The sequence below is a fragment of the Brachybacterium horti genome (genome assembly GCF_054777615.1).
This window is the reverse complement of record NZ_BAAHAM010000001.1, coordinates 723,596-748,573: the sequence shown is the minus strand read 5'-3', so window position 1 is coordinate 748,573 and position 24,978 is coordinate 723,596. Positions and strand designations below refer to the sequence as shown.

Genomic DNA, 24,978 nt, shown 5'->3' with positions numbered 1-24,978 from the left:
CCGGCCGACGGCCCATCCATAAAATCGCGTGCATCATGTACATCTTGTACTTCCCGGGAATTGTGATCGTCGCGCCGCACCCCTTTCGTTCTACTGGTAGCTCCTGATGTCAACTCGCGGGCGGGTGGGGAGAGGTCGTCTACGCAGGTCCGCCCGCCGATCGTTCCTCCCCAGCGCAGGGTTTTCCACATTCTTCGGCAGTTCTCGACGGGCCCTGGTGATCTTCGATCATCTGTTCTAAAATGGAGGGAACGTGACGGGCGGGAATCGCTGGTGAGTCCCCGTCCCTCCGCATGCAGATCTCGGTCCGATGCAGGGGAGTTGGTGGGTGATGTCGACGCTCTCGCACGAGCCGGCGCCGCGTGGCGAGGAGACCCCACTGCCTCCCGCTCCCGCTTCCACGCCCGCGCTGCTTCCTGAAGGGGCGGCTGCGGCCGGCGCGCGCCGGCCGGGGGAGCCGGAGCAGGCGCTCCCGCGCGTCCTGCGGGGAACGGTGAAGGGCCGGAGCGAGGTGACGGCGGGGACCATAGCCGGCCTCGCCCTCGTGGAGGAGGAGTCCAAGGACGCCGTGCTCCTCCGTCGACTCCTGGACCGGCGGCGCACCGTGCTCGCGGCGCTCTACGTCGCGGAGCTGCGGGACCTCGCCGCCCTGTGGGACGCGAAAGCGGGGGAGGAGGACGGCGACGTGAACGCGGCGGCGGTGGGGATGGTGCTCCGCTCCAGGATCGGCCGCGCCACGACCCGTCAGCGTGACGCCTTCGTCGGCGTCACCGACCTGCCGCGCAGTCTCGCCGAGGTCGAGGCCGGCACCCTCCCCACGGAATGGTTCGACCACGTCCTGCGCTCGGTCCGGGATCTGACCGCCGAGCAGCGGCATCTGGTGGACGAGCAGGTCGCGGGCTGGCAGCTGGACACCCTGTCCCCGGACCGCTTCTGGACCCTGCTGCGCACCCTCGTGCTCTGGTTCGGTCGCACCGCAGCGGACGGCTTCCCCGAGTCGAAGCGGAACGTGCGGATCGACGTGAACGCCGATGCGACCGCATGCCTGAGCGTGACGGGGCCGATCCCCGAGATCCTGGGCCTCGGCCGGCGCCTGGACGTGGCGGCCCGTGCGGTGCAGGACGCGCAGCGCCACGCCCTCGAGCGGATCGCCGCCGGGGCGCAGGACGTCGAGATCCCCTGGGACGTGGACGGCGACGCCGCCGCCGCGGGACGGCAGATGACGCTCGGCGCGATCCGCTACCTCCTCCTCACCCGCTCGACGATCGCCACGGGAGGGGTGCCCGTGCCGCGGATGCCGCTGCGGCTGAACCTCGTCGTCCCCGTCCTGTCGCTCCTCGGGGTGAGCGATGCGCCCGGCACGCTCGACGGCACGATCCCGATCCCCGCCGAGACGGCGCGCGCCCTGTGCGGGGACGCGCCGGTGTGGCACCGCGTCCTGACCGATCCGATCAGCGGGGAGTTCCTGCCCGTCGTGGCGCAGCAGTACCGGCCCTCGCGGGCGATGCTCGAGCACGTGAAGCTCGTCGACACGGTCTGCGCCGTCCCCGGCTGCACCCGCACCCTCGTCGACGCGGGGGAGGTCGACCACATCGAGGAGTTCGACCACCTCCACCCCCGCCGCGGCGGACCCACTGCCCCGGAGAACCTCCACGGCCTGTGCCGGCGGCACCATGTGGCGAAGACGCGGGGCCGGCTCGACCCCGAGCGCACGGACGGCGGCCGCTCCACGCGCTGGTCGGTCGACGGGACCGCCTGGAGCGAGGTCGCCACGAACCGGGACCTCGTCACTGCGACCCTCGCCGCCGAGTACCAGCGGCTCTGCGACCTCTACCTGGACGAGAAGCGGTACGCCCCGGTGTGGGAGCGCATGGAGCGCGAGTGCTGCTTCGCTACCCCCGAGGAGGAGGCGATGTGGCAGCGCTGGTACGCGTTCCACGAGGAGCACTACACGGCCTGGGACGGCCCACCCGGCGTCGACCCTCCACCACCGGAGTTCCCCGAGTTCCAGGAACCGCCCTTCTGACCGGATGCACGGATGCGCGGGAATGCGCCGCGGGTCAGGCGCGTCGGCGCGCCCGGTGCTCGCGCGGGCTCACCCCGTGCCGGGCGCGGAACCGCCGCGAGAAGTACAGCGGGTCCTCGTAGCCCACACGCCTCGCGATCCGGGCGACCGCATCCGGGGTGAGCTCGAGCAGGTGCGCGGCGAGCTCGAGGCGCTGCGCCTCCACGTACGCGGCGGGCGCGGACCCCACCTGCGCGGAGAACAGGTGCGAGAACCGCGAGGGCGACAGGTGCGCCACCTCGGCGAGCCGGCGCAGCGAGAGGTCCTCCGCGAGGTGCGCGTCGACGTGCTCGAGCACGCGCAGCAGGCGCTCGTCGATCCGGTGCCGGCGCGAGTTCTGCGTGTCGTACCAGAGCAGCGCCGCCTCGAGCCCGTTCAGCGCGAACAGCTCCGGGCGCCCCACGTCCAGGCGCGTCGCCCGCGCGGCGGAGCGCAGCGAGGGCAGCACCCGCGCCTCGACCTCCGCTCCGAGCGTGATGAGTCCCGTCCCCGGCGCGGCCTCCGGCCAGTCCAGGAGCGCCGTCCAGCTCGCCGGCGGATGGACGTGGGCGTACAGCAGGCGCCAGCGCCCGGCCGCGGGATCGGTGCCGTAGTCGTGGACGGTGCCCGGCGCGATCAGCGCCGCGGCGCCCGGGCCCAGACGCAGCGGCGGACCGGCCGACGGGCGCAGCAGCCCCGCCCCGGCGACGGTGTGCAGCAGCAGCCAGTCCTGCGTCCCCCGCGAACGGCGCACGTGGTACCCGGCGCCCTCGTCGTGCTCCCCGGCGACGACCCGGCCGAACTCCGGCGGAGGCACCTCGACAGCAGGCGCCTGGGCACGCGCAGCAGGATCATCCATGTCCCTGCTCTCCGATCACCTGGTCGCCGACGGTCGCCCTGACAAGACTCGCACCATGACGACGCTCTCCGACAGTCCTTCAGACATCAGCACCGGCACCCCGGCCCCTGACGTCGACCTCCTGATCGTCGACGCGGCCGGTCTCGACCCCGCCGTCCTCGCCGAGGCCTACGAGCGCAGCGGCGCCGTGCACCTGCGCGGCGTGCTCGACGCCGAGGAGATCGCCGAGCTGCGGGAGACGTACACGCGGCACATCGAGGAGGACGGCACCGGCGGCGCCTTCCACGAGACTCCCGAGGACGACCCGCTCCACGCCTACCCCCGCATGATCCAGCCGCACCGCGACGACCACGCCCCCGGCCGCCTCGCCCGGCGGTGGCTGCTCGAGCGGCGCGTCATGGGCCGCGTCGAGGAGGCCGTCGGCCCCGTCTGGGCAGCGCAGTCGATGTTCTACTTCAAGCCCCCGGGCGCCCGCGGCCAGGCCATGCACCAGGACAACTACTTCCTGCAGTCCCACCCCGAGACCTGCATCGCCGCCTGGATCGCGGTGGACGATTGCGACGGCGAGAACGGCGCGCTGGGCGTCGTCCCCGGCACCCACCGCTACGACATCGAGTGCCCCGAGGAGGCCGACGCCGCCGAGTCGTTCACGACCATCACCGTCTCCATCCCCGAGCACCTCCGCGTGGTGCAGACGGACATGCGCGCCGGCGACATGCTGATCTTCCACGGCAGCCTCGTGCACGGCTCGAAGCCGAACACGAGCACGGATCGGTTCCGCCGCTCGCTGATCCTCCACTACATCCCCGAGGGCAGCCGCGAGGTCGCCTCGAGCTACCAGCCGCTGCTCGACGCCCGCGGCGAGGAGGTGCGCATCGAGGCCTCGGAGATGGGCGGCACCTGCGGCGAGGGCTGGATCCCCAGCAACCACTGACGCCTAGTCTTCGGTCATGACTGCAGCCGACGCCGACGCCGACGCCTCCCGGGACCGCCTGCGCGCGCTGCTCGGCCTGACCGAGGGGACCCCGGACGGGGTGCACCTCGCGCCCCGCCCCGACGACCGGACGCCCGACGGCGCCGAGTCCGTGGAGGTCCGCGTGCCCGGCGGGGAGGAGGGCGTGCCCGCCTTCCTGCTGCGCCCCGAGCCGGCGCGGGCGAGCGGCGCCGCCGTGGTGCTCGTCGCCGGTCACGGCCGCGGCATCGACGACCTGGTCGAGCCGGGCGGCTACCACGACGCGCTCGCCCGCAAGCTCGTCGCGGCGGGGATGACGGTGCTGTGCCCGGAGATGATCAGCTTCGGCCGGCTCCGCTTCGCGCGTCCCGGCGGCGCGGTGCCGGAGGACCCGGCGGAGAGCACCTGCGGGATCGACGCCGCCCGGCACCTGCTGCACTGCGCTCCCGTCATGGGGGCCCGCGTGGCGGACGCCCGTGCGGCCGCGCAGGCCCTGCGCACCCTGCCCGGTGTGGACCCGCAGCGGGTGGGTGTGGCCGGCGGCTCCGGCGGGGGAGCGGTGGCGCTGCTGCTCGCCGCCGTGGACCCGAGCATCGCCGGTGCCCTGGTCGCGACCTACTTCTCGAGCTTCGCGGCGTCGATCGCCTCGATCCGGCACTGCCCCTGCAACATCGTCCCCGGGCTGCTGCCGGGGCTCGAGATGGCCGACATCGCCGCCCTCGTCGCCCCGCGCCCGCTCGTCATCGAGGCGGGCGAGCAGGACCCGATCTTCCCGATCCGGGCGACCCGGGAGGCCTTCGCCGCGCTGGCCCCCGCGTGGGAGGCGACCGGCGGCCCCGCCCCGCAGCTCGTCGTCGAGGAGGGTGGCCACGCCTTCCGCGGCGCGCGCTCCCTCGAGCTGCTCTCCGCGCGGCTCTGACCGCGGGGACGCTCAGCCCGGCGTGATCACTGCCAGGGCTCGATCTCCTCGGGCCGGTAGTACAGCTGCTGCGCGGCCCCGAACCGCACGAGGTAGGTGCCGTCGTCCTCCCGGATGTAGACCACCACCCCGTACTGGTGCTGCAGGGGGCCGTCCTTGACCCGGACTCCGTCGCCGATGCTGAAGCTCGTCATGGTCCTACCCTGGCGCACCGCGCCCTCCACCTCGACAGGCGGAACGAAGAACCCGACGAGCCGTGGCGGATCCGCGGCCTGCGAGAGGTCCTCGTGCACCTGTGACCGCCGGAGGGCCGGCTCACGCTCCGGCAGCGAGCGACGTGATCGTGGCCGTGAGCGCCGCGCGCAGCTGCGCGTGCTGAGGGCCGAGCGCCGTCGCTGGATCGCTCCAGTTCCGGCGGTCGTGGAGCCAGACGGGCCGGGTGACGATCTCCGGCGGCTCCCAGTCGAACCGCGGCCAGACGTGGGCGTGCAGGAAGTCGTCGGTGTTGCCGAGGATCTCCAGGTTCACCCGGCGGAATCCGGGGTCACGCTCGGCGCAGACCGTCTCCACCGCTTCGCCGAGCACGGCCATGCTGTCGAGGAACCGGACGCACTCGGAGCGTGGCAGGTCGGAGAGGCGCCGAGTGCCGGGACGGTCGGTGAGAAGGACGCAGTACCCCGGGAGGAACTGCACGTCACCGATCACGGCGAACCCTCCCGGAAGGTGGGCCATCACGGTCGGGTTCGCCCCGGCGAGGGCACTGCCCACCCGGTCCTCCTGCCATCGCGACGCGGTAGCTCCCAGAGTCCATCCGCCGCGACCGCGGGGGAGGAGATCAGGGCGTCCGACGGCCGTGGCGCAGTCGTTGAGGCTCAGCTCGAGCTCGAGGGCGACCTCGTGCAGAGCGCGGTTCCCGTCGGCGCCGGCGGCGGTGCGTGCGGCGAAGGCGGAGCGGATGGCGTGGATGACGTCGTCGTCGTTCATGCGGCTCCGGGGGCTACTGGTAGGAGACGAACCAGGGGCGCGGCTCGACGTCGTAGGTCTGCTCTGGGGTGAACATCGGTGCGTCCTCGTCGTAGAAGTTCTTCCACGCCATGACGATCCCGGCGGGCAGGTCCTTCTGGAGGGCGCGCCAGGTCGTGAGCTTGTCATCGGGGGTGCCGGCGCCGTCGGCGTGGACGATCATCGCGAGCTCGGGGTGCGACGTGTCCAGGTCCTGCCGGTCGGTGATCATCGAGCGGGTGAACTGGTGGAGCACGAACGCCTTCTGGGGGAGGTCGTGGCGGGCGGTGAGCTCGGCGAGCCACTGCGCGGTCTCGTTGACCTCGGCGGCGCTCACGGAGCCGATCTGCTCGAGGTGCTTCTGGCCGGGCTCCAGCCGCCACTCCGCGTCGAGGGCGAGGCCCACGTGCGGCGCCGTGAGCAGCTCCTCGACGAGCGTCGCCTGGGAGGGGAAGGACTCGGTGCCGGGCTGGAGGTCGAGCACCACGTACACCCCGGCCTCGCCGGCGGCGTCGACCCACTCGCGCAGGCCGGCGATGCCGAGCTCGCGCGAGTAGTCGCCGTCGGCCCCCGGCTGGGAGGAGGCGAGCGTCGCGATGATCTCGAAGGCGGGGACGACGACCTCGTCGGTGAGCGCCTGGTACTGCGCGGTGAGCTCCTGGACCCGGGTGATGCTCGCCTGGACGTCCTGCTCGCCGAGGATCCCCAGCGACGGGACCCCGGGGGTGCCGTAGGCGGCGACCATGCGGCGGCCGGGGAAGACGCTCTGCCCGCCGCCGGGCAGCTCGGGAACGGTCAGCACGCGCTGCAGCCGGGCCTCCCAGGCGTCGGCCGCGCCGAAGCCCGGCCCGAGGGCGAGCAGCCCGGTGGACGGGTCCTCGCCCGCGGCCTCCTTCACGGCGGCGATGCTCTGCGCGCTGCGGCCGGGGTCCCCGCCGGGGGTGCGGAGCGTCCTGGCGCCGGCGGCGCGGGCGAGCGCCCCCGCGGCGGAGGCGAGGGCGGGGGACTGCTCGGGGTCCACGAGCACCGTGAGCCCCTCGAGCGGCTGCTCGAGCCGCGGGGTGGGGAGGTCCTCGAGGGGGTGCTCGGCGGCGAGGTCGATCTCGTGGAGCGTGCGGCCCTCGGCGAGGGTGCCGGTGTCCAGGCCGGCGGGCGCGCCGATCGTGCCGGCGCCGAGCCGGTCGAGCTCGGCCGCGACGGCCTCGCCCGTGCCGATCAGCAGCGGGATCCCGGCGGGGCCGGTGAGCGTGGCGAGGGCGGGGGCGGAGGCCTCGTCGGCGAGGACGACGACGTCCGCCGCCTCGAGCAGCGCGGAGGAGAGCGCGAGGGTCCCGGCGGAGGCGTCGCCCGCGGGCAGGACCGTCGAGGCGGGGACGTCGCCGACCGTGCGGACGGTCCCGTCCCCGCGCAGCAGCGAGCAGGCGCCGAGCCCGGCGGTGGTCATGCCGGCGCCGGCCGCGAGGGCGACGCCGCGCAGCAGGGAGCGGCGGGAGGGGCGGGGCATGGTCTTCACCCTAGGGGAGGCGGCGTCCGGGCGGTCGTCCGGGACGCATCGGTGATCCGTGCTTGAAACCTGCGCCGTCGGCGTGCTCTACTGAGCGTGACGGAAAGCGGTTACCGACCATGGGGCCGGCCGCGACCGCGACCGCACACACGCACCTCGCATCACCCACCACGCACTCGAAGGAGAGTCACCGATGGCCACTCGACGCATCGGCATCATCGTCAACGGGGCCACCGGCCGCATGGGCTACCGCCAGCACCTCGTCCGCTCCCTCGTCGCGATCCGCGAGCAGGGCGGCGTCGAGCTCGCGGGCGGTGACCGCCTGCTGCCCGAGCTCCTGCTCGTGGGCCGCAACGCGGAGAAGCTCGCGGAGATCGCCGAGCGCCACGGCCTGGCGAACTGGACCACCGACCTCGACGCCGCCCTCGCGGACGACGACTACGAGGTCTACTTCGACGCCCTCGTCACGAGCAGGCGCCTGGACAACCTCAAGCAGGCCATCGCCGCCGGCAAGGCGATCTACACCGAGAAGCCCACCGCGGAGACCTTCGAGGACGCCCTCGAGCTGGCCCGCCTCGCGAAGGCCGCCGGCGCCGTCTCCGGCGTGGTCCACGACAAGCTCTACCTGCCCGGCCTGCTCAAGCTGCGCCGCCTGATCGACTCCGGCTTCTTCGGCCGGATCCTCTCCGTGCGCGGCGAGTTCGGCTACTGGGTCTACGAGGGGGACTGGCAGCCCGCCCAGCGCCCCTCCTGGAACTACCGCGCGGAGGACGGCGGCGGCATCGTCGCGGACATGTTCCCCCACTGGAACTACGTCATCGAGGAGCTGTTCGGCCGTATCGAGGACGTCTACGCCCAGACCGCCACCCACATCACCGAGCGCTGGGACGAGAACGGCGAGAAGTACACCGCGACGGCCGACGACGCCGCCTACGGCGTGTTCCGCCTCGAGGGCGGGACCGTCGTCCAGATGAACTCGAGCTGGGACGTGCGCGTTCACCGTGACGAGCTCGTCGAGTTCCAGATCGACGGCACCGACGGCTCCGCCGTGGTGGGCCTGCACGGGGCATGGATCCAGCCCCGCGAGGCGACCCCGAAGCCCGTGTGGAACCCCGACGTCAAGGACGAGCACAACTACCACGACGACTGGATCGAGGTCCCGGACAACCAGGGCCCCGCCGGCTTCGACAACGGCTTCAAGGTCCAGTGGGAGGACTTCCTGCGCCACGTCGGCGAGGGGCGCGGGGCGGAGTACCCCTACGACCTGCTCGCCGGCGCGCGCGGCGTGCGCCTCGCGGAGACCGGCCTCGCGAGCGCGGCCGAGGGCCGCCGGATCGCCCTCGACCCGCTCACGGAGGCGTGATCGGCATGGACCTCCACCTCCTGGACGAGGACGGCTCCCTGCGCACCGTCGAGCTCGGCGCCGCGGCGGCCTTCGCCCCGCCGAGCGGACCGCTGCGCTCGCGCACCGTCTACGCCGCCGTGCACGTCATCCCCCGCCCCGCCTCGGACACCGCCCCCGGCGCCCCCGCGGACCTCGACTGGGAGGCGACCCTCGCCTTCCGGCGCAGCATGTGGCGGCGCGGCCTCGGCGTCGCCGACGCCATGGACACCGCACAGCGGGGCATGGGCCTGGACCCCGCGGCGACCCGCGAGCTCATCACCCGCACCGCGGGCGCCGCCCGCGAGGCCCTCGCCGATCCTGCGATCGCGCCGCTGTTCCCCGCGGGGGCCGAGGTGCGCGACCTCGTCGTCGCCGGGGTCTCCACCGACCAGCGCCTCGAGGCGGAGCTGAGCCTCGACGAGATCGTCGAGGCCTACCGCGAGCAGCTCGCGGCGACCGAGGCCACCGGCGCGGGCGCCGTGCTCATGGCCTCCCGGCACCTCGCCCGCGCGGCCCGCTCCGCCGCGGACTACGAGAGCGTCTACCGCCGGGTGCTCGACGCCGCGACCGCGCCCGTCGTCCTGCACTGGCTGGGCACGGCCTTCGACCCGCAGCTCGAGGGGTACTTCGGCAGCACCGACACCGCCGAGGCCTCCGCGACGCTGCTGCGGATCATCGGCGAGGACCCCTCGCGCGTGCGCGGCGTGAAGATGAGCCTGCTCGACGACGCCGCCGAGGTCGCCGTGCGCGAGCAGCTCCCGGAGGGGGTCCGCATGCTCACGGGCGACGACTTCCACTTCTCCCACCTCATCGTCGGCGAGGACGGGGCCTTCTCCCACGCCCTGCTCGGCGCCTTCGCGGCGACCGCCCCGGCGGCCTCCGCGGCCGTGCAGGCCCTGGACCGCGGGGACCGCGCCGAGGCCCGCCGCATCCTCGACGACGCAGAGCGGCTCGCCCGGCACGTGTTCTCCGCGCCCACCTTCCACTACAAGACCGGCGTCGCCTTCCTGTCCTGGCTGAACGGCCACCAGCAGGCGTTCTCGATGGTCGGCGGCATGCACGCCGCCCGCAGCCTGCCCCACCTCTCCCGCACGGTCGAGCTGGCCGCGGCGACCGGCAACCTCGAGGACCCGCCGCTCGCGGCGGCGCGCTGGCATGCGCTGCTGGCCCTGCACGGGTTCGCGGTCCCCGCCGACGACGGAGCCGCGCGATGAGCGCCCCCGTCGCCGTCCCGCGGCTCTCGATCAACCGCTGGACCTGCCGCACCACCCCGCTGCAGGACCTGCTCGAGGCGTGCGTCGCCGAAGGCATCGGCGGGATCGGCCTGTGGCGCCAGGACGTCGCGGAGATCGGCCTGGACGCCCTGCGCCGGCGCGTGGACGATGCCGGCCTCGCGGTGACGAGCCTGTGCCGCGGCGGGTTCTTCACCGCCGCGGACCCGACCGACCGCGCGGCCGCGCTCGAGGACAACCGCCGCGCGATCGACGAGGCCGTGGGCCTCGGCACGGACGTGCTCGTGCTCGTCGTCGGCGGGCTCACCCGGGAGGACAAGGACCTCGTCGCGGCCCGCGAGCGCGTCGTCGAGAACATCGCCGCGCTCGCACCGCATGCGGAGCAGGCCGGGGTGAGGCTCGCGATCGAGCCCATGCACCCGATCTTCGCGGCCGATCGCGGGGTCGTCTCGACCACCGCGCAGGCGCTCGACATCGCCGAGGCGGTGGGATCGGTCGCCGTCGGCGCCATCGTGGACACGTACCACGTGTGGTGGGACCCGCAGCTCGGTGAGTCCGTGGCGCGCGCGGGGGAGAGCGGGCGGCTGATGGGCTACCAGGTGTGCGACTGGAACCTGCCGCTCGCCGCGGAGACCCTGCACTCCCGGGGCTACATGGGCGACGGCTTCGTCGACTTCCCCGCCGTGACCCGGCTCGTCGCGGGCGCGGGCTACACCGGCCCGATCGAGGTGGAGATCTTCAACGAGGACGTCTGGGCGACCCCGGTGGACGATGCCGTGCGGATCGTGCGCGAGCGCTTCGAGCAGCTGGTGCTGCCCTCCGCCTGACTCAGCCGCGCTTCCAGTAGGCGAGCGCGTGGACCTGCTCCCCGGGCAGGCCCGCGCGTCGCCGCGGGACGTCCTCCCGCGACCCGGCTGACACGAGTAACCTGCCCGGAGCAGGCACGGATCTCGCAGAGGAGCACGACATGGGCCAGGACGGCACGAGCACGACGGTCGACGCGGCGGAGGTCGCCGCGCTGCCCGCGGCGGAGAAGGTCGCGCTCACCGGCGGCCAGGACTTCTGGTACACCCACGGCGCCCCCGGCCTGGGTCTCGAGCCGATCATGACGAGCGACGGCCCGCACGGCCTGCGCACCCAGAAGGCGGAGGCGGACCACCTGGGCCTGAACGACTCCGTGCCCGCCACGTGCTTCCCGCCCGCCGTCGGCCTCGCCGCCACCTGGAGCCGTGAGACCGCCGCCGCCGTCGCCGCGGCGATCGCCGAGGAAGCCCTCGCCGAGGGCGTCTCCGTCGTGCTCGGCCCCGGCATGAACATCAAGCGCTCGCCCCTGTGCGGCCGCAACTTCGAGTACTTCTCCGAGGACCCCCACCTCGCGGGCGAGCTCGCCGTCGCCTACGTCGATGGCATGCAGGACCGCGGCGTCGGCACCTCCGTGAAGCACTTCGCGCTGAACAACCAGGAGACGGACCGCATGCGCGTGGACGTCTCCGTGGACGAGCGCACCCTGCACGAGATCTACCTGCGCGCCTTCCGCTCCGTCGTCACCCGCGCGCAGCCCTGGACGATCATGTGCTCCTACAACTCGGTGCTGGGCACCCTCGTCTCCCAGAACCGCTTCCTGCTCACCGAGGTGCTCCGCGAGCAGTGGGGCTTCGAGGGCGCCGTCGTCTCCGACTGGGGCGCCGTCGTGGACCGCCCCGCCGCCGTCGCCGCCGGGCTGGACCTGCAGATGCCTGCGGATCCGGGCGCCGAGCAGGCCCTCGCCGCCGCCCTCGAGGAGGGCACGGTCGACGAGGCCGCCGTGGATCGCGCCGCCGGCAAGGTCGTCCGGCTCCTGCGCCAGGGCGCCGCGCACCGCGACCCCGCCGCGACCTACGACGCGGACGCCCACCACGAGGTGGCCCTCGAGGCCGCCCGCCGCGCGATCGTGCTGCTGCGCAACGAGGGTGGCCTGCTGCCCCTCGAGGGCGACGCCGCCGCGGGCCTCGCCGTCATCGGCGACTTCGCCCGGACCCCGCGCTACCAGGGCGCCGGATCCTCCCACGTCAACGCCACCCGCGTGACCCCCGCCCTCGAGGCGCTGCGCGCGGAGCTCGGCGAGGTGCCCTTCGCCCGCGGATTCTCCGCCGGGGCCGACGACGCCGCGGATCCCGACTCCCTGCGCGCCGAGGCCGTCGAGCTCGCCCGCACCGCCGGCACCGTCGTCCTCTTCCTGGGCCTCGGCGAGGACGTCGAGTCCGAGGGCTTCGACCGCACCGACATGGAGCTGCCCGCGGAGCAGGAGCGCCTGCTCGAGGAGGTCCTCGCCGCGAACCCGCGCACCGCCGTCGTCCTCACCCACGGCTCCGCGATCCGCCTCTCCGAGACGCTCCGCTCGGCGCCCGCGATCCTCGAGGCCTGGCTGCTGGGCCAGGCCGGCGGCGAGGCCACCGCGGAGGTCCTGCTGGGCCGCACGAACCCCTCGGGCCGCCTCGCCGAGACCATCCCGCTGCGCCTCGCGGACGTCCCCTCCACCCCGTACTTCCCGGGCGAGCACGGGCGCGTCACCTACGGCGAGGGCCTCTTCGTGGGCTACCGCGGCTTCGACCAGCGCGGCACCGCGGTCGCCTTCCCCTTCGGCCACGGCCTGAGCTACACGACCTTCTCCCACGAGGACCTCGAGGTCACCGAGGCCGGCGGCGGCCTCGCCCTCACCGTGCAGGTCACCAACACCGGCGAGCGGGAGGGCCGCGAGGTCGTGCAGGCCTACGTCTCCGTCCCCGGCAGCGGGATCTCCCGCGCGCCGCGCGAGCTCAAGGGCTTCGCCGACGTCACCCTCGCCCCCGGCGCCTCCGCGACCGTGCGCATCGACCTCCCGGAGACCGAGCTCCAGTACTGGGACGTGCGCTCCGGGCAGTGGGCCGTCGAGGCCGGCACCTACCGCGTCGAGGTGGGCGCCTCGAGCCGCGACCTGCCCCTCTCCGCCGAGGTCGCGCTCGAGGGGACCGAGCCGCGCATCCCCGCGACCTTCTCCACCACCCCGCTCGAGCTCGCCGCGATCCCCGGCGGCACCGAGGCCCTCCAGGAGCTCGTGGGCGACAGCCCGCTCTTCCAGGACCCGGAGATGGTGAAGATGTTCGAGCAGATCCCCGTGGGCCGCCTCACCGGCTTCGCGGGCCTCGCCCCGGAGCAGATCCAGGAGTTCCTGGACCGCGTCAACGCGGGCGCCGGCCGATCGTGACCGACGGGCAGGGGCCGGGCGCCCCGGAGCGCGGTAGGCGCGTGACCAGCACGGACGTCGCCACGCGCGCCGGGGTCTCCCGGGCGACGGTCAGCTACGTGCTCAACGACCGGCCCGACCGGCCCCTGCCCGAGGCCACACGCCGCAAGGTGCTCGACGCGGCCCGGGAGCTCGGCTACGTGCCGAACCCGAGCGCCCGGGCCCTGCGCGGCAAGCTGCCGCCCGTGATCCTCGCGCTGTCCCCCGCGCTGCCGCACGGCCGGAACCTCGCCGTCATGACGGACACGCTGACCGCCCTCGCCCGCGAGCACGGCTACTCGCTCGTGTCGCTGCGCGCGGGGGACGCGGGCGCGCTCGAGGCGGCGCTCCAGCATCTCCAGCCGCAGCTCGTGCTCGCCCTCGCCGTGCCCACCGCCGCCGAGCGGGCCGTGCTCGACGCGGGCCGCACCCCCACGGCGCCGGACCCGGACTCCTACCCCGGGGGCGAGGACGGCGACCCCGTCGCGCACCTCCAGGTGCGGCACCTCCGCGCGGCCGGGCACGAGCACCTCGCCCACCTCGGCGCGGAGGACCCGGAGCTCGCCGAGCTCGACGCGCAGCGCCGCACCGGGATCGAGCGCGGCTGCGTCGCGACGGGCCTGCCCGCGCCCCGCAGCGCACGGATCGCAGCCGCGGCGCCGCTGCCGGACTTGTGCGCCCTGCTGCGCGAGTGGCGCGCCGCGGAGCCGCCCGTCACCGCCGTGGCCTGCTACAACGACCTCTGGGCCGCCGCGCTGCTGCACGCCGCCCGGGAGGAGGGCGTGGCCGTGCCCGGCGAGCTCGCGGTGATCGGGATCGACGACGAGCCGATGGCCGCGCACCTCGACCCGCCGCTCACCACGATCGACCACGACCCCGCCGGCCTCGCCCGCACCGTGTTCGCCGAGGGGCTCGCGGTGATCGACCCGGCCGCGCTGCGGGGGAGCGCCGTGCTCGACGGCGCCGCCCCGCGCTTCCGGGTCGTCGAGCGCGGGAGCGTCTGAGAGGTCGCCCTCAGGAGGCGGCGGTGAGCTGCGTGGACTCGCGCAGAAGAACCTCGCCGCTCACGTGGACCTCCGCCGCGGCGGGTGCCTCCTGCCCCGCGTCGCCGCGCGCGAGGACCCAGTCCACGGCCGTGCGGGCCATGTCGTCCAGCGGCAGCGCGATCGTCGAGAGGGTGGGGGCGACGTCGGCCCCGTCGGGCACGCCGCCGAACCCGGCGACGGCGACCTGGCCGGGGACCTCGAGGCCGCGGCGGCGCAGCTCGCCGAGCGCGCCGAGGGCCATGACGTCCGCCGGGGCGAAGAGGCACAGCGGCAGCGGGTCCGACGGGTCAGACGACGATGACGGAGCCGCGGCGAGATGGTCCGCGACCCGGGCGGCGGCGTCGTGCCCGCCGCTGCGGGTGAGCTCGGCGCGCAGGGTGAGCTCCGGCTCGATGCCCGCTCGGGTCAGGCCGCGCACGAAGCCGCCGGTGCGGTCCCCGGCGGAGGGGATCCCCGCGATGCCCTCGACGACCGCGAAGCGACGGTGGCCTTCGACGACGAGCGAGGTCGCGAGCTCCTCCGCGGCCTCCGCGTTGTCCGGGACGATCGTGCGGCCCACGCCGAGGGACTGGCCGAGTCCCACGACGGTGCCGCCGTTGCGGCTGAAGCCCTCGAGCAGGGTCGAGATCGCGGCGTCCGCCTCGCCGCCGTAGCGGTGCGAGCCCACGAGCACGAGCGCGTCGACCTGCTGGGCGATGAGCGAGCGCAGCGCCCGCACCTCGGTCTCGTGGTCGCGGTCGGTCTGCGTGAGCAGCACCTGCGAGTCCGAGGCGAAGATCTGCTGCTGCACGGCGCGTGCGATCGCGGCGAAGTACGGGTCCGCGATGTCGTGGACGACGAGGCCGATGAGCCCCGAGCGGGAGCGGGCGAGGGCCTGCGCCTGGGCGTTGGGCACGTAGCCGAGCTTCGCGGCGGAGGCCTTCACCTTCTCGGCGACGTCCTTGCCGGGCACCCGGGAGGAGCCGTTGAGCACGCGGGAGGCGGTCGCGAGGGAGACGCCCGCATCCGCGGCGACGTCGCTGAGCCGGATCGCCGGCATGGGAGCTCCTCGGGGGTCGGGGACAGGCGCGGGTCGCGGGACGGCAACCGCTGTCCCGCGAGCCTCAGGATACGGCGAGCAGCTCCCGCAGGGTCCCCGCTTCGCGAGCCAGCAGCGCGGGATCGTCCCCGGGCACGAACTCGAGCAGCGCGTCGTGGTCCCCGCCGTGCGCGGCGAGGGTGGCGAAGACCTCGCGCCACAGGTCCGACCGCTCGGACAGCGCGAGCCGCTCCGATCCCGGCCACCACGAGAACACGTGCACGGTGGAGACGCGGTCCAGCACCCGGCGCAGGGTGTCGATCGCCTCCTCGCGCGGCATGTCCTGGTGGGGCTGCCAGTAGGTGGTGAGCGCGGGGTGGGCGACCTCCTCCAGCAGGCGCAGGGTCGAGCCGACCTCGTCGGTGAGCGTCCCGCCGTGGAACTCGAGGCCCAGCTCGATGCCCTGCGCGGCGGCGAGCTCACAGGCCCGGCGCAGGTTCCGTACCACGCCCGCGCGGGCGTCCGCGGTGGCGTCGGCGGAGCCCGCCGTCCCGGCCCACACCCGCACCCGCGGGGCGCCGAGGGCAGCGGCGGAGGCGAGCACCGCCCGGGTCTCCTGCTCGACGGTAGCGGCGGGGCCCTCACAGCGCAGGTAGGAGCCGTAGGAGGCGACGGCGAGGCCCGCCTCCTCCGTGAGCGTGCGCACCTGCCCGGCGCGGTCCACGTCCCCGGGCGGGACGTGCACGTCACCGCCCCATTCGATCGCCTCGAGGCCCGCCGCGGCGGCGAGCTCGACGACGGCGGAGGGCTCGAGCGCGCGCAGCGTCACCGAGCACAGGCCGGGGCGGATCATCGGGCCTCGTCGCGCTGCGCCTGCTCGGCGCGCCAGACCTTCTCCTTGGCGACGTACTCGTTGTCCTCCGAGACGAGCGAGGCGATCTCCTCGTCACCGTGGATGCGGCGCACCTCGAGCTTCATGCCCTTCCCGAGCGGGCAGCGGCTCGCCCACTGCAGCGCCTCGTCGCGGGAGGCGACCGTGAGGATCCAGAAGCCGTTGAAGAGCGCCTCGGTGGGGCCGTAGGGCGCGGTGGAGACGGCCGGCGGGTCCTGGTCGAAGTCCAGGACGAAGTTCTCCGGGGCGGCGGCGTCGGTGAGGCCCTCGCCGGCGGTGAGCACGCCCGCGTCGTGGAGCGCCTCGTTGAAGGCGCCCATCGCGTTGACGACCTCCTCGAAGTCGACCTCCTGGGAGGCGGCGAGGGCGGCGTCGGTCGCGCGCATGATCAGCATGTACTGCATGGGGATCTCCTCCTGGAGCGGGCCCCGGGACGGCCCCGGGTGCGGGACCCCGCAGGTCCCGCGCCCAGCGTAGGCGGTGCGCCCGTCGCCGTCAGCGGATCAGCGCCCCAGCAGCGACCCCATCGGCACGAAGTCCGCGAACTCGTCGTCCAGACCCACCGCGACGGTGCGCGCAGGGGCGGCGGGGCCCGCCGGGGTCCCGGCGGCGTCGGCCGCGTCACCGCCGTCGGCCCCGGAGGTCCCTGCGACCAGCAGCAGCAGCTCCCGGGCGGCGCGGCGGATCCGCGCGGCGAGCGGCTGTTCGTCGCCCTGGCCCTCGGTGTCCGCGCCGAAGTCCGTGGAGGCCGCGAACACGGCCGTCGGCGCGAGCTCCGCCTTGAGGGAGGCGAACATCGGGCGCAGGGCGTAGTCGATCGCGAGGGAGTGGCGGGCGGTGCCGGCGGTCGCGCCGAGCAGCACGGGCCGGCCGTTCCAGATCTCCTTGTCCACGGCGTCGACGAACATCTTGAACAGGCCCGACGGGCCGATGTTGAACACCGGGGTCACGGCGATGACGGCGTCCGCCCGGCGCACCGCGTCGATCACCGGGGACAGCCGCTCCCCGGGGAAGCGGGTGAGCATCAGGTCGGTGATCTCGTGGGCGTGCTCGCGCAGCTCGACCACGACGGTGGAGACGGGGCGATGGCCGGCCTCCGCGGTGACGGCGCGGGTGAGCTCGTCCGCGAGCATGCGGGTCGAGCTGGGGGTGGAGAGCCCGGCGGAGAGCACCACGAGCCGCAGCGGCTCGACGGCGGGATCAGAGGTCGTGCCGGTCGGAATGGTCATCGGCGCGCCTCCTTCGCGTCCTCGGCGCGCAGGCCGGTCCAGTTGTCACCGGTCTCGAACTTGTAGGCGGGATCGAACGCGCCGCGCTCGGCCTCCGCCGCCGCGACGAGCGAGGCGTGGGTGGGGGCGTCGGGCACGGTCGCGGGGCGGCGGGCGTCGAGCTCCTTGCGCAGCACCGGCACGACCTCCGTGCCCAGCAGCTCGATCTGCTCGAGCACCGTCTTGCGGGGCAGGCCCGCGTGGTCGAGCAGGAACAGCTGGCGCTGGTAGTCGCCCACGTGGTCCGCCATGGTCAGGTAGCGCTCGATCACCTGCTCCGGGGAGCCGACGACGAGCGGGGTCTGCCGCGTGAAGTCCTCCATCGAGGGGCCGCCGCCGTAGACGGGGGCGTTGTCGAAGTAGGGGCGGAACTCGGTGATCGCGTCCTGCGAGTTCTTCCGCATGAAGGCCTGGCCGCCGAGGCCCACGATCGCCTGGTCGGCGGTGCCGTGGCCGTAGTGCTCGAAGCGCTCGCGGTAGAGCTGGACCATCTGCTTCGTGTGGGTGATGGGCCAGAAGATGTTGTTGTGGAAGAAGCCGTCGCCGTAGTACGCGGCCTGCTCAGCGATCTGCGGGGAGCGGATCGAGCCGTGCCACACGAAGGGGGCGACGCCGTCGAGCGGGCGCGGGGTCGAGGTGAACTGCTGCAGCGGGGTGCGGAACTGGCCCTCCCAGTTCACGACGTCCTCGCGCCACAGGCGGTGCAGCAGCTCGTAGTTCTCCACGGCGAGCTCGATGCCCTTGCGGATGTCCTGGCCGAACCAGGGGTAGACCGGGCCGGTGTTGCCGCGGCCCATGACGAGGTCCACGCGCCCGTTCGTGAGGTGCTGGAGCATCGCGTAGTCCTCGGCGATCTTCACCGGGTCGTTGGTGGTGATCAGCGTGGTCGCGGTGGAGAGGATGATCTCGCGGGTCTTCGCGCCGATGTACGCGAGCGTCGTGGTGGGGGAGGAGGTCACGAACGGCGGGTTGTGGTGCTCGCCGAGGGCGAAGACGTCCAGGCCCACCTGCTCGGCGAGGGTCGCCTCCTCGACCATGAGCTCGAGCCGCTCGTGCTCGGTGGGGACGCGCCCGGTGGTGGGGTCCGGGGTGATGTCGGCGATGGTGAAGATTCCGAACTGCATGATGCGCTCCTGACGACTCGTCGTGTGCCGCCGGCGGGAGGGCCGTGCCGCGGTGCCGCGGGTCCGCGGTGCCGTGGGCGGCGCCCCTCCGACTGATAGTTCGAAATTAAACTACTTTGAGGGCGTGCGCAAGCCCCTGTGGCGCCGGTCGCCCGCAGGGGTGCCCCGGACCTCACGGACGAGGCCGGGGCACCCCTGCGGATCGAGCTCAGGCGACCTCGTCGAGCGGGGCCGTCCAGGCGTTGCACGCGGCCAGGTCGCCGTCGGCCTCGAAGCCCTTCTTGATCCACCGGGCGTGGGTCTCCGCGGTGACCGCGGGGCCGTCCTGCCAGGTCTTCGGGTCGGTGAGGATGCCGCGCACCGTCTCGCTCGGCTGCGCGGCGGTCGGCACGCGCATCGACATGAGGCTCGCGACGCAGATGTTCTGAGCGGCGTAGCGGCGTGCCGCCTCCGCCTGGCGGTCGGGATCGTCCTCGAGCCCATCGGACATCTGACCGTAGTAGATGCCGATCGAGCTGTTCCACCAGCCGACCTTCACGTAGCTGTAGGAGAGGTCCCACAGGTAGGCGGTCGAGAGCTCCGCCTCATCGCTCACCGCGCCGGAGGTGCCCATCTGGTGGGCGACGCCGGAGCCCTTCGGCCAGTAGATCGTCTCGTCGATGTTGCACACGCGCGGGGACTCCGCATCGAAGGTGTCCGGCTCGCACACGGCGCTCGTGGGGACGTCCGGGTGCTGGTAGACGACGAGCGAGCGGTTGGACCACGGGAGCCCGCGGTCCGAGCTCGCCGTGGACCACACCGAGCTCAGACAGCCGCCCGCCGACTCGAGCGTGGCCTGCAGCTGCTCGTCGGAGGGCTCCTTCGGCGTGCCCGGCAGCTCGCAGCTGCCGATCGTGCTGACCGTGCCGGAGGTCATCGGGTTGTCCTCGAGGATCGACCAGATCTCGTCCGGGGTCTTCGTCGTCTCGTCATAGGGGGTGATCGGCTCGAAGGTGGCGCCCTCGGAGGATCCGGAGACCGTGGGGGTCTCCGTCGGCGTCGCGGTGGGCTCCTCCGTGGGGCTCCCGGAGGTGGTCGGGGCGGCCGTGGGATCGCTGTCCCCGCCGCTGCGGTTCAGCAGCACGGCCGCGGTGATGATGCCGATCCCGAGGAACAGCGCGAGCACGCAGCCGATCGCCACGAGCACCAGCGGCCACTTCCTGCGCGGCGGGGTGGGCGGCTGCGGCGCGCCGTAGGCGGGGGAGCCGCCGAACTGGCCGCCCTGCGGTGGCCCGCCCGGTGACGGCTGACCCCACGCGGGGGACTGCTGCTGGGGCGCGGGGCCCCATCCGCCCTGCTGACCGGGCTGCTGGCCCTGCCCCTGCTGGCCCCACCCCTGCTGGCCCTGCCCCTGCTGGCCCCACCCCTGCTGCGACGACCCGCCCTGAGAGGACGGCCCCTGGCCGCCCCAGCCCGACTGCGACATCCTTGCCCCCGTGATTCGTCGATTCCGGCGTTCGCGGAAGGATATCCGGGCCTGTCGCGCAGGTCACGGTCGCAGCGCAGATGGAGACCGGATGGTGACCCGGGGGCGTGGTGCTGTCCCGCGGGCGATGGTCCGATGTCGTTCCCCCGCAGGCGCCGATCCGGAACGGAATCGGACCATCGCCGCGCATGTGCGCAGGCGGGGGCGGACATGCAGATCGCCCCGGATCCGCAGTGCGGGTCCGGGGCGATCATTCGGCGGAGGATGGGGGATTTGAACCCCCGAGGGCTTGCACCCAACACGCGTTCCAGGCGTGCGCCATAGGCCGCTAGGCGAATCCTCCAGCGCTCGTAAGAGCAGGCATCAGCGTACCCGAAGCCCGGGGCGGGGGCGAACCGGGCGGGCGCAGGTCACATCCGCGCCGCCGTCGGCCGCGGCTCGCGCCGCCGCGCGCTCAGATCTCGTACTCGATCAGCTGGTGGTAGGCGCGGTTGCGGTACACGAGCGGCTCCGCGTCGAACACCTGCGCGCGATCCGCGGCGACGAGCACCAGGTGGCTGCCTCCCGCCGGGACGCGCTGCAGCACGTGCCCGCTGATCCAGCCGGAGGTGCCGCGCAGCACGGGCTCCCCGGTGGGCAGCTGCTGCCAGTCCGCCTGGGCGAAGCGGTCCACGCCGGAGGTCGCGAACACGGTGGAGACCTGGCGCTGGTCCGCCGCGAGCAGGTTGATCGTCACCGACTCCGCCCGGGAGACCGCGGGCCACGACGAGGACGTGTCGTTGATCGAGAAGGCGAGCACCGCCGGATGCGCGGAGACCGAGATGACGGAGGTCGCGGTGAAGCCGACGGGCACGCCGTCGTCCAGCAGGGTGACGACGGCGACGCCCGCCGGGTGACGGCGGAACAGGGCGCCGAAGCTCTCCCGGTCCAGCGCGCCGTCCAGCGGCGGGGCGGCCTCGGCGGGATGGGCGACGTCGTTGTCCGGCTCGGACGGATGGGGCGCTGTGGTCATCGGTTCTCCTCGGATGCTCCGTGGAATCGGGTGCCGTGCGGACATGAGATGCAGGGGTCGACACGGGGCCCGTCGACAGGGGGCGTTCCGTCGACAGTAGGAGCGGGGCCGGGGCGCCGTCATGTTCGTGACGCCAGATGACCACATGCGTCCTCGGCCCCTCCGCTCAGGCCGGCACCGGCCCGGTCGAGGCCCGCACGTGCAGCACGGGGTCCACCACGCTCGAGGTGTCGTGACCGCGGCCCTCGAAGCGCTCGCGCAGCATCCGCGCGGCGAGCCGACCCATCTCGCCGCGCGGCTGGTGGACGCTCGTGAGGTGCGGGCGCACGGTGAGCGCGACCGCGGAGCCGTCGTAGCCCACGACGCTCAGACGCCCGGGGACCTCCACCCCGAGGTCCGCCGCGCGGTGCAGCACGGAGACCGCGGCCATGTCGTTCGCGGTGAACACCGCGGTGGGGGCGTCCGCGTCGCCGCGGCGCACGGAGCGCAGCAGCGTGGTGATGCCGTCCTCCGCACGGTCCGGGCCGATCACCGTCGCCGTGCCCCGCAGCCCCCGCCGCTCCGTCTCGGCGAGGAAGCCGCTGCGGCGGCCCGCCGGTCCCGGGCGCGAGGAGAGGGTCACGTGCGCGAGGCGGCGGTGCCCGAGCTCGACGAGGTGGCGCACCGCGAGCGCCGCACCCGCCTCGTCGTGCGTGCGCACCGCGTCCGTGCCGGGCACCGCGTCTTGCATCCGCCCGATCACCGTCACGGGCACCACCTGCACGGCCCGCTCGAGGGCCGACGGCCGCAGCCACGTCGTCACCGCGACGATGCCGTCCACGCCGAGGTCCAGCAGGCGCTGCAGCTGCGCCTCGAGGTGCTCGGGGTCCCGCCGCCCGTGCGCGATGACGACACCGAGGCCCAGCGCGTCGGCCTGCCCCTCGATGCCCGCGATGACGTCCGTGTGGTACGGGTTCCCGAGGTCCGTGGGGAGCACACCGATCAGCCCGCTGCCGCGCCCGCGCCGGCGATAGCCCAGGTGCCGCGCCGCCTCGAGCACCCGCAGCCGCGTCCCCCGGGAGACGCCGGGGCGGTCGTTGAGCGCCATCGACGCGGAGCCGGGGGAGACGCCCGCGGCCCGGGCGACCTGCGCGAGCGTGGGCCGGGAGGAGCGGGAGCCATGGGTCATGCCCCGATCCCACACCCGCGGGAGCCCAGGTCAGAGCCGGGTCTGAAGAGTTTCAGATCTCCTGGCCGAACGGTGGGCGACGGTTCATCCGCTGTTCACGATGGGACCGCGAGGCCTCCGTAGCGTCGGGCATGCCGATCGGGGACCCGCCCCTCGGCCCCGCCCCGAGGAGCCCCGTGTCCACCACGACCCGACCCGTCGCCGCCGATCCTGCGATCACCCTGCCCGCGCCCCGCGCCCTGCTGCTCGACTTCGGCGGCGTGGTCGTCACGACGACCTCGCGGGCCCTCTGGGCACGCGAGCTCGCCGCCGAGGTGGTCCGGCGCGCCGGGGCGATGGGCCTCGCGGCGGAGCAGGGCGAGGTCGAGGCCTCGCTGCGGGCGGGGCGCACCGCGCTCTCGCTGTGGAAGAACGCCTCCTCCCGCCGCCCCGAGCCGCGCGAGCTCACCGCCCGCGAGATCGTCGCCGAGATGCTGCTCGCGGATCTCCCCGACGCGCTCCGCCACGGACTCGCCCTCGAGGCGGGGGAGCTGCTCGCGGCCATGGCGCCGATCGTCGCGGACCACCACGTGCGCCCCGGCATCCCCGCCCTGCTCGAGGCCGCGCGCGAGCACGGCGTGCGCCTCGCGATCGTCTCCAACGCCCACTCCGGCCGCGCCCACCGGGCGATCCTCGCCGAGGCCGGCCTCGCGGACGCCTTCGCGGTGCAGATCTACTCCGACGAGGTCGGCATCCGCAAGCCGCACCCGGGCATGCTCCACCTCGCCGCCGAGGCCCTCGGCGTGCGCCCCGAGCAGGCCTGGTACGTGGGGGACACCTACGACCGCGACGTCGCCGCGGGCCGCCGCGCCGGGATCGGCGCCCTCGTCATCACGCGCGACCACCGCACCGACCACCCGCCCTTCGCCGTCACGGACCGCCCGGACCTCGAGCTCGACAGCCCCGAGGAGCTGCTCGCGCCGATGCTGCGGGCGCTGCGCGGCGCGGCCGACGGCGGCTCCGCCTCCGTCGCGCCCTCCGCCTCCGCCGCCCCGTCGGCCCCCGCACCCGCCGCCCTGCCGGCCGCCCCGGCGCCGGGCCGGCCCGCGCTGCTGCTCGACCACGGCGGCGTCATCACCCTCTCCACCCCCGCCCCGGACCGCTTCACCCGGATGGGCGAGCGGATCGCCGCCCTCGCCGCGCAGGTGGGCGTGCCGCTCGATCCCGCCGAGGCGACCGCCGCCGTCGAGTCCGGCTGGGAACGCCACCGGGCCCGCAAGCACGAGCGGGACGCGGACGGCGACGGCACCCACGCCGAGATCCCCGCCGCCGAGCTCTGGGGCGACCTCGTGGGCCAGGACCTCCCCGCGGCCCTCCGTCCCGCGCTGCGGCTCGAGGCCGCCGAGCTCTCCCTCGCCCTGCACCGCGCGAAGTCGGAGCCCGCCCTGCGCCCCGGCGCCCTCGAGCTCATCGCCTGGGCCCGCGACCACGGGATCGTCGTCGGCATCGTCTCGAACACGATCTCCGGCCGCGGCGTGCGGGAGATCCTCGAGCGCCACGGCGTCGCCGGGATGATCGGCCCCGCCGCGTACTCGGACGAGGTCGGCGTGCGCAAGCCCGGCCGCGCGATCTTCGAGGCCGCCCTCGCCGGCCTCGAGACCCTCCCCGCCGACGTCGTCTACGTCGGGGACAAGGCCGTCAACGACGGCCGCGGCGGCACCGGGGCCGGCATCGGCGCCGTGTGCCTGCTGCGCGGCGGGAAGGACGAGGAGCCCGCCCTCGCCCGGGCCCTCGCCGACGGCCACGCCGACCACGTCCTCGACTCCCCGGCGCAGGTGATCGACGTGCTCGCCGCACGCCTCGCCCTCGCCACCGCCCCCTGAGCTTCCCCTCCCCGCATCCGGTCCGCCCCACCCCCGAGGAGCACCCCATGTCCACCCAGGTCCCCCCGCGTCCCGCCGAGGACGAGCGCCGCGGCGCCCTCCGCGGCACCATCGACGGCATCCGCCGCACCGAGCTGTCCACCTCGCAGAAGCTCATGATCTTCGTGCTCTCGATGTCCCTGTTCGGGCTCTCGAACATCATCCTCGAGATCATCCCGGACCCCTCCATCGGCCCCGTCGACGTCTCCGTCTCCTACATGGTCTTCGTGCCGCTCACGGTCGCCGCCCTGTTCTCCCCGTTCTGGGCGGCGCTCGGCGCCCCGCTCGGCGAGATCGTCTTCACCGACCTGCTCATGGGCGACTTCTCCGGCCTCGCCGAGGTCGAGGGCTTCCTGCAGATGTTCCTCGCCGTGTTCATCGCCGGCTCCCTCGTGCGCAACCCCCGCTCCCGCGTGCAGATCGCGATCGCCTCGGTCGTGCTGGTGCTCGTGGACAAGGTGCTCTCCGCCGTCGTGGACCTCTCCAAGGTGTGGATCGGCGTCGAGGACGCCGAGCTCGTCGAGGGCCTGCCGCAGTCGATGCTCGCCCTCGAGGCGATCGGCCTGGGCGTGGACGTGATCATGAGCGGCGTGCTGCTGGGCGCGATCCCCGCCATGTGGCTGATCCCCGCCCTGCACGGGAAGATCGAGCCGCTCATGGGCATGCGCCCCCGCGTCCCCGGGGAGCCGATCCCCGGCGCCGCCCCGCGCACCCCGCTCTCCGTGGGCGGCGCGCTGCTGCTGGGCGTCGCGAGCTTCGGCTTCGCCTTCCTCGAGGCCTTCGACATCTCCGCCGGGGCCTTCGAGCCGGACTTCATCGACCGCTTCGGCAACGGCTTCCTGCTCGTCGCCGTCGCCGCGATCGCCGTGGTGCTCACCGTCGCCGTGCTCCTGTTCCGGCTCTCGCGCCGGGCCGCCGAGACCGCCGACAGCTGAGCCGTCCCCGCC

At 74.2% G+C, this 24,978-nt stretch carries 22 protein-coding genes and 1 tRNA gene; 10 read left to right on the top strand and 13 right to left on the bottom strand.

The genetic code is table 11. The features are described from left to right. Nucleotides 1-511 precede the first annotated feature (511 nt). Nucleotides 512-2,026, top strand: a complete 1,515-nt coding sequence (locus ACYVAP_RS03485) for an HNH endonuclease signature motif containing protein (RefSeq protein ID WP_498859548.1) — start codon at nucleotides 512-514, stop codon at nucleotides 2,024-2,026. A 34-nt stretch (nucleotides 2,027-2,060) separates the two neighbouring features. Here ACYVAP_RS03485 and ACYVAP_RS03480 read toward each other — a convergent pair whose 3' ends face one another. Further along, on the bottom strand, nucleotides 2,061-2,903 hold the full coding sequence (locus tag ACYVAP_RS03480) for a helix-turn-helix domain-containing protein (RefSeq protein ID WP_498859547.1): 843 nt from the start codon (nucleotides 2,901-2,903) through the stop codon (nucleotides 2,061-2,063). Here ACYVAP_RS03480 and ACYVAP_RS03475 point away from each other — a divergent pair. Together ACYVAP_RS03475 and ACYVAP_RS03470 are read left to right on the top strand one after the other, a co-directional pair. Beyond that, nucleotides 2,902-3,837 carry a phytanoyl-CoA dioxygenase family protein gene (locus tag ACYVAP_RS03475; RefSeq protein WP_498859546.1) on the top strand — a complete coding sequence of 312 codons (936 nt, stop codon included), beginning with the start codon at nucleotides 2,902-2,904 and terminating at the stop codon, nucleotides 3,835-3,837. The genes ACYVAP_RS03480 and ACYVAP_RS03475 overlap by 2 nt on opposite strands. A 16-nt stretch (nucleotides 3,838-3,853) precedes the next feature. After that, the gene (locus tag ACYVAP_RS03470; RefSeq protein WP_498859545.1) at nucleotides 3,854-4,774 is read left to right on the top strand and encodes an alpha/beta hydrolase family protein; all 921 of its coding nucleotides are present in this window, start codon (nucleotides 3,854-3,856) and stop codon (nucleotides 4,772-4,774) included. A gap of 26 nt (nucleotides 4,775-4,800) precedes the next feature. Here the strand turns inward: ACYVAP_RS03470 and ACYVAP_RS03465 are convergent, their stop codons facing one another. From ACYVAP_RS03465 to ACYVAP_RS03455, 3 genes are all read right to left on the bottom strand, one after another. After that, the gene (locus ACYVAP_RS03465) at nucleotides 4,801-4,968 is read right to left on the bottom strand and encodes a KOW domain-containing RNA-binding protein (protein ID WP_498859544.1); all 168 of its coding nucleotides are present in this window, start codon (nucleotides 4,966-4,968) and stop codon (nucleotides 4,801-4,803) included. A gap of 121 nt (nucleotides 4,969-5,089) precedes the next feature. Further along, nucleotides 5,090-5,758 carry an HIT family protein gene (locus tag ACYVAP_RS03460; RefSeq protein WP_498859543.1) on the bottom strand — a complete coding sequence of 223 codons (669 nt, stop codon included), beginning with the start codon at nucleotides 5,756-5,758 and terminating at the stop codon, nucleotides 5,090-5,092. Nucleotides 5,759-5,771: 13 nt separating this feature from the next. Further along, on the bottom strand, nucleotides 5,772-7,280 hold the full coding sequence (locus ACYVAP_RS03455; protein WP_498859542.1) for a hypothetical protein: 1,509 nt from the start codon (nucleotides 7,278-7,280) through the stop codon (nucleotides 5,772-5,774). Between the two features lie 193 nt (nucleotides 7,281-7,473). On the opposite strand from ACYVAP_RS03455, the gene ACYVAP_RS03450 reads away from it, so the two are divergent. The 5 genes from ACYVAP_RS03450 (at nucleotide 7,474) to ACYVAP_RS03430 (ending at nucleotide 14,141) form a co-directional block, all read left to right on the top strand. Continuing rightward, nucleotides 7,474-8,643 (top strand): Gfo/Idh/MocA family protein, encoded by a 1,170-nt coding sequence (locus ACYVAP_RS03450; RefSeq protein WP_498859541.1) that lies wholly within the window; start codon nucleotides 7,474-7,476, stop codon nucleotides 8,641-8,643. A gap of 5 nt (nucleotides 8,644-8,648) precedes the next feature. Beyond that, nucleotides 8,649-9,878: a DUF993 family protein gene (locus ACYVAP_RS03445; protein WP_498859540.1), complete on the top strand. Its 1,230-nt coding sequence runs from the start codon at nucleotides 8,649-8,651 to the stop codon at nucleotides 9,876-9,878. Then, entirely contained in the window at nucleotides 9,875-10,723 is an 849-nt protein-coding gene (locus ACYVAP_RS03440; protein ID WP_498859539.1) for a sugar phosphate isomerase/epimerase family protein, read from the top strand. The genes ACYVAP_RS03445 and ACYVAP_RS03440 overlap by 4 nt, the downstream gene beginning before the upstream one ends. Nucleotides 10,724-10,863: 140 nt before the next feature. Next, on the top strand, nucleotides 10,864-13,119 hold the full coding sequence (locus tag ACYVAP_RS03435; RefSeq protein ID WP_498859538.1) for a glycoside hydrolase family 3 C-terminal domain-containing protein: 2,256 nt from the start codon (nucleotides 10,864-10,866) through the stop codon (nucleotides 13,117-13,119). Nucleotides 13,120-13,160: 41 nt separating this feature from the next. Beyond that, nucleotides 13,161-14,141 carry a LacI family DNA-binding transcriptional regulator gene (locus ACYVAP_RS03430; RefSeq protein ID WP_498859537.1) on the top strand — a complete coding sequence of 327 codons (981 nt, stop codon included), beginning with the start codon at nucleotides 13,161-13,163 and terminating at the stop codon, nucleotides 14,139-14,141. 10 nt (nucleotides 14,142-14,151) lie between these two features. On the opposite strand, the gene ACYVAP_RS03425 is transcribed toward ACYVAP_RS03430, so the two are convergent. The 9 genes from ACYVAP_RS03425 to ACYVAP_RS03385 all read right to left on the bottom strand — a co-directional run bounded on the left by ACYVAP_RS03425 (nucleotide 14,152) and on the right by ACYVAP_RS03385 (nucleotide 22,130). Beyond that, on the bottom strand, nucleotides 14,152-15,222 hold the full coding sequence (locus tag ACYVAP_RS03425; RefSeq protein ID WP_498859536.1) for a LacI family DNA-binding transcriptional regulator: 1,071 nt from the start codon (nucleotides 15,220-15,222) through the stop codon (nucleotides 14,152-14,154). A 64-nt stretch (nucleotides 15,223-15,286) separates the two neighbouring features. Continuing rightward, nucleotides 15,287-16,054, bottom strand: coding sequence for a sugar phosphate isomerase/epimerase family protein (locus tag ACYVAP_RS03420; protein ID WP_498859535.1), 768 nt, complete (start codon nucleotides 16,052-16,054; stop codon nucleotides 15,287-15,289). Beyond that, nucleotides 16,051-16,497 (bottom strand): YciI family protein, encoded by a 447-nt coding sequence (locus tag ACYVAP_RS03415; protein ID WP_498859534.1) that lies wholly within the window; start codon nucleotides 16,495-16,497, stop codon nucleotides 16,051-16,053. The genes ACYVAP_RS03420 and ACYVAP_RS03415 overlap by 4 nt, the downstream gene beginning before the upstream one ends. A 99-nt stretch (nucleotides 16,498-16,596) precedes the next feature. Next, entirely contained in the window at nucleotides 16,597-17,322 is a 726-nt protein-coding gene (locus ACYVAP_RS03410; protein WP_498859533.1) for an NADPH-dependent FMN reductase family protein, read from the bottom strand. Then, nucleotides 17,319-18,485: an LLM class flavin-dependent oxidoreductase gene (locus ACYVAP_RS03405; RefSeq protein ID WP_498859532.1), complete on the bottom strand. Its 1,167-nt coding sequence runs from the start codon at nucleotides 18,483-18,485 to the stop codon at nucleotides 17,319-17,321. Before ACYVAP_RS03405 ends, ACYVAP_RS03410 begins: the two co-directional genes overlap by 4 nt. Before the next feature lie 208 nt (nucleotides 18,486-18,693). Then, nucleotides 18,694-19,950 carry a hypothetical protein gene (locus tag ACYVAP_RS03400; RefSeq protein WP_498859531.1) on the bottom strand — a complete coding sequence of 419 codons (1,257 nt, stop codon included), beginning with the start codon at nucleotides 19,948-19,950 and terminating at the stop codon, nucleotides 18,694-18,696. A 258-nt stretch (nucleotides 19,951-20,208) separates the two neighbouring features. Next, nucleotides 20,209-20,293: transfer RNA gene (locus ACYVAP_RS03395), tRNA-Ser, on the bottom strand. Between the two features lie 111 nt (nucleotides 20,294-20,404). After that, a complete protein-coding gene (locus ACYVAP_RS03390; RefSeq protein WP_264449573.1) occupies nucleotides 20,405-20,962 on the bottom strand; it encodes a flavin reductase family protein in 558 nt (185 codons plus the stop codon). 166 nt (nucleotides 20,963-21,128) lie between these two features. After that, the gene (locus tag ACYVAP_RS03385) at nucleotides 21,129-22,130 is read right to left on the bottom strand and encodes a LacI family DNA-binding transcriptional regulator (protein WP_498859530.1); all 1,002 of its coding nucleotides are present in this window, start codon (nucleotides 22,128-22,130) and stop codon (nucleotides 21,129-21,131) included. A gap of 176 nt (nucleotides 22,131-22,306) precedes the next feature. On the opposite strand from ACYVAP_RS03385, the gene ACYVAP_RS03380 reads away from it, so the two are divergent. Further along, nucleotides 22,307-23,992, top strand: coding sequence for an HAD family hydrolase (locus tag ACYVAP_RS03380; protein ID WP_498859529.1), 1,686 nt, complete (start codon nucleotides 22,307-22,309; stop codon nucleotides 23,990-23,992). Nucleotides 23,993-24,039: 47 nt separating this feature from the next. Continuing rightward, nucleotides 24,040-24,966, top strand: coding sequence for a DUF8171 family membrane protein (locus ACYVAP_RS03375; RefSeq protein WP_498859528.1), 927 nt, complete (start codon nucleotides 24,040-24,042; stop codon nucleotides 24,964-24,966). Nucleotides 24,967-24,978: the final 12 nt, after the last annotated feature.

Bases quoted from the DNA above. Each gene is read 5' to 3' on its own strand.
- ACYVAP_RS03405 (WP_498859532.1), bottom strand. From the start codon at position 18,485: ATGCAGTTCGGAATCTTCACCATCGCCGACATCACCCCGGACCCCACC.
- ACYVAP_RS03475 (WP_498859546.1), top strand. From the start codon at position 2,902: ATGTCCCTGCTCTCCGATCACCTGGTCGCCGACGGTCGCCCTGACAAG.
- ACYVAP_RS03445 (WP_498859540.1), top strand. From the start codon at position 8,649: ATGGACCTCCACCTCCTGGACGAGGACGGCTCCCTGCGCACCGTCGAG.
- ACYVAP_RS03415 (WP_498859534.1), bottom strand. From the start codon at position 16,497: ATGCAGTACATGCTGATCATGCGCGCGACCGACGCCGCCCTCGCCGCC.
- ACYVAP_RS03450 (WP_498859541.1), top strand. From the start codon at position 7,474: ATGGCCACTCGACGCATCGGCATCATCGTCAACGGGGCCACCGGCCGC.
- ACYVAP_RS03440 (WP_498859539.1), top strand. From the start codon at position 9,875: ATGAGCGCCCCCGTCGCCGTCCCGCGGCTCTCGATCAACCGCTGGACC.
- ACYVAP_RS03455 (WP_498859542.1), bottom strand. From the start codon at position 7,280: ATGCCCCGCCCCTCCCGCCGCTCCCTGCTGCGCGGCGTCGCCCTCGCG.
- ACYVAP_RS03420 (WP_498859535.1), bottom strand. From the start codon at position 16,054: ATGATCCGCCCCGGCCTGTGCTCGGTGACGCTGCGCGCGCTCGAGCCC.
- ACYVAP_RS03375 (WP_498859528.1), top strand. From the start codon at position 24,040: ATGTCCACCCAGGTCCCCCCGCGTCCCGCCGAGGACGAGCGCCGCGGC.
- ACYVAP_RS03460 (WP_498859543.1), bottom strand. From the start codon at position 5,758: ATGAACGACGACGACGTCATCCACGCCATCCGCTCCGCCTTCGCCGCA.
- ACYVAP_RS03470 (WP_498859545.1), top strand. From the start codon at position 3,854: ATGACTGCAGCCGACGCCGACGCCGACGCCTCCCGGGACCGCCTGCGC.
- ACYVAP_RS03385 (WP_498859530.1), bottom strand. From the start codon at position 22,130: ATGACCCATGGCTCCCGCTCCTCCCGGCCCACGCTCGCGCAGGTCGCC.
- ACYVAP_RS03435 (WP_498859538.1), top strand. From the start codon at position 10,864: ATGGGCCAGGACGGCACGAGCACGACGGTCGACGCGGCGGAGGTCGCC.
- ACYVAP_RS03390 (WP_264449573.1), bottom strand. From the start codon at position 20,962: ATGACCACAGCGCCCCATCCGTCCGAGCCGGACAACGACGTCGCCCAT.
- ACYVAP_RS03425 (WP_498859536.1), bottom strand. From the start codon at position 15,222: ATGCCGGCGATCCGGCTCAGCGACGTCGCCGCGGATGCGGGCGTCTCC.
- ACYVAP_RS03410 (WP_498859533.1), bottom strand. From the start codon at position 17,322: ATGACCATTCCGACCGGCACGACCTCTGATCCCGCCGTCGAGCCGCTG.
- ACYVAP_RS03400 (WP_498859531.1), bottom strand. From the start codon at position 19,950: ATGTCGCAGTCGGGCTGGGGCGGCCAGGGGCCGTCCTCTCAGGGCGGG.
- ACYVAP_RS03480 (WP_498859547.1), bottom strand. From the start codon at position 2,903: ATGGATGATCCTGCTGCGCGTGCCCAGGCGCCTGCTGTCGAGGTGCCT.
- ACYVAP_RS03465 (WP_498859544.1), bottom strand. From the start codon at position 4,968: ATGACGAGCTTCAGCATCGGCGACGGAGTCCGGGTCAAGGACGGCCCC.